At 71.0% G+C, this 4,990-nt stretch carries 7 protein-coding genes and 1 pseudogene; 3 read left to right on the top strand and 5 right to left on the bottom strand.

Features of this window, described 5'->3' with window-relative positions:
- From ACESMY_RS23335 to ACESMY_RS23345, 3 genes and pseudogenes are all read right to left on the bottom strand, one after another.
- Positions 1-669 (bottom strand): annotated as a pseudogene (locus tag ACESMY_RS23335) (hypothetical protein); the annotation flags it as partial.
- A 74-nt stretch (positions 670-743) separates the two neighbouring features.
- The gene (locus tag ACESMY_RS23340; protein ID WP_372787037.1) at positions 744-1,316 is read right to left on the bottom strand and encodes an isoprenylcysteine carboxylmethyltransferase family protein; all 573 of its coding nucleotides are present in this window, start codon (positions 1,314-1,316) and stop codon (positions 744-746) included.
- A 13-nt stretch (positions 1,317-1,329) separates the two neighbouring features.
- Positions 1,330-1,782 carry a VOC family protein gene (locus ACESMY_RS23345; RefSeq protein WP_372787038.1) on the bottom strand — a complete coding sequence of 151 codons (453 nt, stop codon included), beginning with the start codon at positions 1,780-1,782 and terminating at the stop codon, positions 1,330-1,332.
- 119 nt (positions 1,783-1,901) lie between these two features.
- Between ACESMY_RS23345 and ACESMY_RS23350 the strand changes: the two genes are divergently transcribed.
- Positions 1,902-2,696, top strand: coding sequence for a class I SAM-dependent methyltransferase (locus ACESMY_RS23350; protein WP_372787039.1), 795 nt, complete (start codon positions 1,902-1,904; stop codon positions 2,694-2,696).
- Here the strand turns inward: ACESMY_RS23350 and ACESMY_RS23355 are convergent.
- Positions 2,693-2,887, bottom strand: coding sequence for a hypothetical protein (locus ACESMY_RS23355; RefSeq protein ID WP_372787040.1), 195 nt, complete (start codon positions 2,885-2,887; stop codon positions 2,693-2,695). The genes ACESMY_RS23350 and ACESMY_RS23355 overlap by 4 nt on opposite strands.
- An 80-nt stretch (positions 2,888-2,967) precedes the next feature.
- Here ACESMY_RS23355 and ACESMY_RS23360 point away from each other — a divergent pair, with 80 nt between their 5' ends.
- Positions 2,968-3,339, top strand: coding sequence for a VOC family protein (locus ACESMY_RS23360; protein ID WP_372787041.1), 372 nt, complete (start codon positions 2,968-2,970; stop codon positions 3,337-3,339).
- A 130-nt stretch (positions 3,340-3,469) separates the two neighbouring features.
- Positions 3,470-3,913 (top strand): hypothetical protein, encoded by a 444-nt coding sequence (locus tag ACESMY_RS23365; protein WP_372787042.1) that lies wholly within the window; start codon positions 3,470-3,472, stop codon positions 3,911-3,913.
- Here the strand turns inward: ACESMY_RS23365 and ACESMY_RS23370 are convergent.
- Positions 3,888-4,790, bottom strand: a complete 903-nt coding sequence (locus ACESMY_RS23370; RefSeq protein ID WP_372787043.1) for an alpha/beta hydrolase family protein — start codon at positions 4,788-4,790, stop codon at positions 3,888-3,890. The two genes, ACESMY_RS23365 and ACESMY_RS23370, sit on opposite strands and share 26 nt — an antisense overlap.
- Positions 4,791-4,990 lie beyond the last annotated feature (200 nt).

Raw genomic sequence — 4,990 nt, forward strand, 5'->3', positions numbered from 1 at the left:
AAGAGACAGGCGTGGCGCCGAGGCCGCCAGCCGCGTCGCGGGCAGCGCGGCTCTCGCAGACGGCGCGGGCGTGGCGGCCGGAATTGGCGCGGGCGTCGGGGCGGCTTGCGTGACGGGCGCGGGCGGCGTCGCCTCGCCGACCATCTGGCCCACGGCGAGGCCGGTGGGCGTTGCAGCGGGCCCGGGGGCCTGCGACGCCCCCAGGTTGATCAGCAGGAACAGCGCGGCGGTTCCGCCGGCCCCAACCGCCGCGGCGGCGATCAGCGGCGTCACCCGCACCTCGCCCTTGGGCCTGGCCCGTCGCGCCCGGGCGGGTCGCACCCCGATGGGCGTGACCAGCGGCGGCGGCTCGCGGGCCCGGGCGGGCTCGGGCTGCGGCGGCGGTTCGAACCGCAGCAGAGGTTCGGGCGGCGCCACGGGGTCAGGCTGCGGCGGGGGCTCGGGCTGCAACCCGGGTTCGGGTGCGGACGGCTGGGCGATGGCCAGTATGCGCACGGGATCCGGCGTGAGTTCCGGCCTGTCCACGACGATCAGCCTGGGCTCCGGCGGGGGCGTCGCGGCCGGCGGGGTCTTCGGCTGCGCGTCCAGCCGCAGCGTCGACTGCGGCATGCCGGGCCAGGGGCTCTTCCTGGCGAACGGATTGTTTTCATCGTTCCGGAAGGGCGTCATGCCGGTCCCCGCTTGCCGACTGAGAGTCGGGTCTGACTTCGGCGCTTGTGTGACGCAGCTTCACCGCATGCCCGTCACCAGACGAAGGGTACGATCCGCTTGGTGCGCTGCATATAGGCCCGGTAGGGCTCACCGATCCCCTCGGCGAGCGCGCGCTCCTCGACCTCCATGCGGATCGAATAGGCGACCAGCTGCACGACCCCCAGGATCACCGGCGCCAGCGCATAGCGCAGCGAGAGCCCGATGCCGATCGCGGTCAGCAGTGCACCCGCATAGGATGGGTGGCGCAGCAGCCGATAGGGCCCGGTCTCGATCACCGGCTGGTCGCCGGTCACCTTGACCACATAGGTGAAGTAGCGGCCGAGCGTCGCCACGCTCCAGACCCGCAGGAATATTCCCGCCAGCGCCACCGCCGCCCCAATCCACAGCGCCCAGTCGCCGAGCAGCGGGCTCGGCGGCCGGCGCGCGCTCCACAGGCTGAACACGACCCAGTAGCTGGCCCCGATCAGGCCCCAGATGGCGATCAGGCTGCCGCCGTCGCGGCTCTTGGCGTCCGCCCGCCGCACCCGGCTCGCATAGATCTCCATGCCGATCAGCAGGACGACCAGCACCATCGGGACCAGGCGGGCGGCGGGCCAGGCGGTCACGGGGTCTGGCCCCTCAAGGCTTCGGCGGGGTGTAGAGCTCGACCGGGTTGCCCTCCGGATCGCGGATGAAATAGGCGACGTTGGGGATCACCTCGCGGCTCTCCACCCCCTGACCCTTCAGCCAGTCGGCCAGGCCCTTGGCGTTGGGCACGGCCAGGATCACCCGGGAAAAGCCGTTGGCGCCGGCCGGCCGCGTCCCCGACTTGGCCAGCGCCAGGATCGCCGCGCCCGCGCCGTCGTTCAGCCCCATGAGGTATTCGAAGGGCTTGCCCTCGCGCTGGATAGTGTTGGTCACGCTCATGCCGAGCTTGTCCACGTACCAGGCCTTCTGCGCCTCCAGGTCGGTGACGTAGAGCCCGGGCCCCGCCACGTGCGCGGGTTTCAGCTCGGCCGGCGGTCCCGCCGAGGCCGCGCCGGCGCTCAGCGCGAGGCCGGCCGCCATGGCGGCGATGGTCCAGGTCCTCATGGTCGTCCCCCTCCTCGTTGGTTGGCGCCATCCTCGCCAGTTCTGAAGGCGTGGCAAGGGAGCCTGTCCGCCGTGACCGTGGGGCGCAGCCCCCGGGTAGGCGATGCTAGGTTTGGCGCATGGACGAATCGCCCGGCTCATCGCCGTTCGCCTCCGCCGCCGCCTACTATGATCGGTTCAGGGCCCCCTATGCGCCCGGCGCGCTGGACGCGGTCATCGCAGCCCTCGCGCTTGGCCGGACGGCGCGCGTCCTCGACCTCGGCTGCGGTCCCGGCACGATTGCGATCCCGCTTTCGCTCGCCGTCGGCGAGGTCGTCGCCGTGGACCTGGACTCGCAGATGCTGGCCGAGGGCCAAAGGCTGGCGGCCGCCCAGGGGCGCCACAACATCTGCTGGATTCAGGGCCGGGCGGAAGACGTTCTGCCGGGGCTCGGCCAATTCCACGCCGCCGTCCTGGGCCAGTCCCTTCACTGGATGGACCGCGATCTCCTCCTGAAGCAGCTCGCGGACGCCGTCGTGGATGGCGGTGGCGTGGCGATCCTCGACGAGGGCGCGCGCCGCATGCCGGAGAGCTGGGCGGGCATCGCGGCGGGTGTGGCGGCGCGCTACCTCGGCCGGACCGGTCGCCATCCCCTGAAGCATCCGGAGACCGACCACGAGCCGTCGCTGCGCCGCTCGGCGCATTTCTCCGATTTCACGGTGCGCGAGTTCTCCCACCAGATAACGCGCGACGTCGCGTCGATCGTCGGCTGCATCTATTCCGGCGTCGGGGCGACGAGGGAGATGTTCGGTGACCGGGCGCCGGCGTTCGAGGCGGAGCTGACACAGGCGCTCCTGCGGTTCAATCCCTCAGGGGTATTCAACGAGCAGCTCGAAACCGCGGTCTTCCTCGCGCCGAAGAGGCGTCGCCCCTAGCTGTCCGGGGTCTCGTCGGCGCTGTCCATGATGTGGCCGTAGACGGCGCTCGCCATGCCGCGCACGGTCCGCGCCGCGGTGGTCAGGGCCGCGTCGCCCACCAGGCTCGCGCCCTCGGCGGCCATCTGGTCCAGCTCGTCGGCGATCGCCGTGAGCTTCTGGTAGACGGCGATGTCGGACACCTCGGCCATGTGCTTCCCTCTACAGGCCCGCCGCGGCTTCGCAAACGTCGAGTCTTGGGCGACACTGTCCCGCCACCAGGAGGGACCCGATGGAACAGCCCGAAGTGACCGGCGCGGACTTCGTGCTGGCGGTTCCGAGCCTGGCGGAAGCCGAGCCCTACTGGTGCGGCGTCCTGGGGTTCGAAAAGCGCGGCAGCCCGCCCGGCTGGCTGTTCCTGGCGCTCGGCGGCCAGGGCGCGATGCTCGGGGAATGCGCCGACGACCTGGCGCCGGCCGCCCTCGGCAGCCACAGCTATTTCGGCTATTTCCGGCTCGCCGACCTCGACGCCTACGCCAGGGCGATCACGGAACGCGGGGCGATCGTGCTCGCTGGCCCCGCGGACAAGTCCTGGGGCATGCGCGAGATGGTCGTCGCCACGCCCGCCGGCCACCGCATGATGTTTGCGCAGCGGCTGGCCTAGGCTGAAGATCGAAGTCTCGACCCACGACCCCGGCCCGCCGCAATTTCAACCCCTGCTAACCACGTAAATTCACCCTGAATTGACGGGCGCGGGGTCAGGATGGGGCCGTTCGCTATTCGGGGCTCGTCAGGTGTTTCCGTCCATTTCTTTCAAGACCACGCGCCTCGTCTCGGCGCTGATCGTGCTGGCCTGCGCCGCGATGCTGGTGGCGCCGCTGGCGCTGCCGTCCACGCTCGACGTCGACAGGCCGGCGATCGGCGCCCTGGTCTTCTACCTCGTGACGGCCGGGGCCTATGGCGCGCTGCCGTTCGTGCGCCGCGGCGATATCGCCATGGTCGCCATGTGGTTGATGCTCGCCGTCGGGATCGCGCCCTGCGTCGACGGACGCGAGATCTCCGCGCCGCACATGTTCGCCGACATGCTGGGCGTGCTGATGGCGGTGGCGCCGATCTACCTGGCGCGCTACCGACAGGTCGCCCAGGGCGACATGCGCCGCGAGGATCGCCGCGCGGCGAAACGCGCCGCCAAGGCCGCCGGCTCTGGCGCGGCTATTTCAGGCCCTGCAGCCAGCTGATCACCGCGGCTTCGAGCGCGACGCGCTTGCCGCTCCAGCCGTGGTCCGTGGCCTCGTGGCGCACGGTCACCGACTTGCCGCCGGCGTCCTGAACCGCCTTGGCCAGCCGCTCGGCGTTGGGCGCGAGGCCGTCGTCCGAGGTCAGCACCAGGAGCGGCTTGCCGGCCAGCCCCTTGGCCACTTCGGCGTTGAAGCTGAGGCGCGGCGAGAACGCGATCACCTCGTCGGCCATATTTTCCGGCGAGGTCCCGGCCAGGCTCTCCATATTGCCTTCCATCGACTTGACGACGACGGACTTGGCCGCCGGAACGGCCCCGCGGCCGCCCATGTCCGCCGCCGAGATCAGGATCGTGCCGGCGATGGCCGGGTCCTGGGCCGAGGTCAGGGCCGTGACCCAGCCGCCCATGCTGTGGCCGGCGATGACCAGCCTGTGGGTGTCGATCCCGAACTTCGAGGCGTTGGCCGGGTTGCGCACATAGGCCAGCACCGCCTTGGCGTCGGCGAGGTTGCCCCGGAAGCTGAAGTTCCCGGGGCTGCCCCAGGAGCCGCGGTAGTTGAAGGTCACGACGCTCCAGCCGGCGCGGCGGATCGCCTGGGCCAGATCGAGGTTCTTCTCGTTGCCGGGCAGGCCATGCAGCAGGATCACGGTCGGATGGGCGCCTGCGCCGCCGGCCAGATAGGCCACGCCATTGATCTCGACCCCGCCGCTCGGAATGTGCAGCACCTCCATCCGCGGCGGATGGGCCGCGTCGGCCAGGGGGTCGGTGAAGATCGCCGCGGGCAGGGACGCGGGCTGCGCAGACGCGGCCGGGGGCGCCCCGAACATGGTCCCGAATACCACCACCGCCGCCAGGCCGCTCAGGATCGCGCGCGTCATCTCGCCCTCGACATTTACATCGTATATTAAACCACAGGCCGCGGCCCGTTGGAAGCTGCGAACGGCGCTCAGAGCGCCAGCCGGTAGGTCTTGGCCGCCGTGCCGCTGAACAGCGCGGTCTTGTCGGTCGCGCTGTAGCCCTTGGCGATGCGCTTGAAGGCGTTCCACAGGGTGGCGTAGGTGCAGCTGCCCATGTCGAC

The sequence above is a fragment of the Phenylobacterium sp. genome, assembly GCF_041691455.1.
Taxonomy (GTDB): domain Bacteria; phylum Pseudomonadota; class Alphaproteobacteria; order Caulobacterales; family Caulobacteraceae; genus Phenylobacterium.

What these genes read in the sequence shown, in the direction of transcription:
- ACESMY_RS23345 (WP_372787038.1), bottom strand. Translation starts at nt 1,782, where the DNA reads ATGAGGACCTGGACCATCGCCGCCATGGCGGCCGGCCTCGCGCTGAGC.
- ACESMY_RS23350 (WP_372787039.1), top strand. Translation starts at nt 1,902, where the DNA reads ATGGACGAATCGCCCGGCTCATCGCCGTTCGCCTCCGCCGCCGCCTAC.
- ACESMY_RS23355 (WP_372787040.1), bottom strand. Translation starts at nt 2,887, where the DNA reads ATGGCCGAGGTGTCCGACATCGCCGTCTACCAGAAGCTCACGGCGATC.
- ACESMY_RS23360 (WP_372787041.1), top strand. Translation starts at nt 2,968, where the DNA reads ATGGAACAGCCCGAAGTGACCGGCGCGGACTTCGTGCTGGCGGTTCCG.
- ACESMY_RS23370 (WP_372787043.1), bottom strand. Translation starts at nt 4,790, where the DNA reads ATGACGCGCGCGATCCTGAGCGGCCTGGCGGCGGTGGTGGTATTCGGG.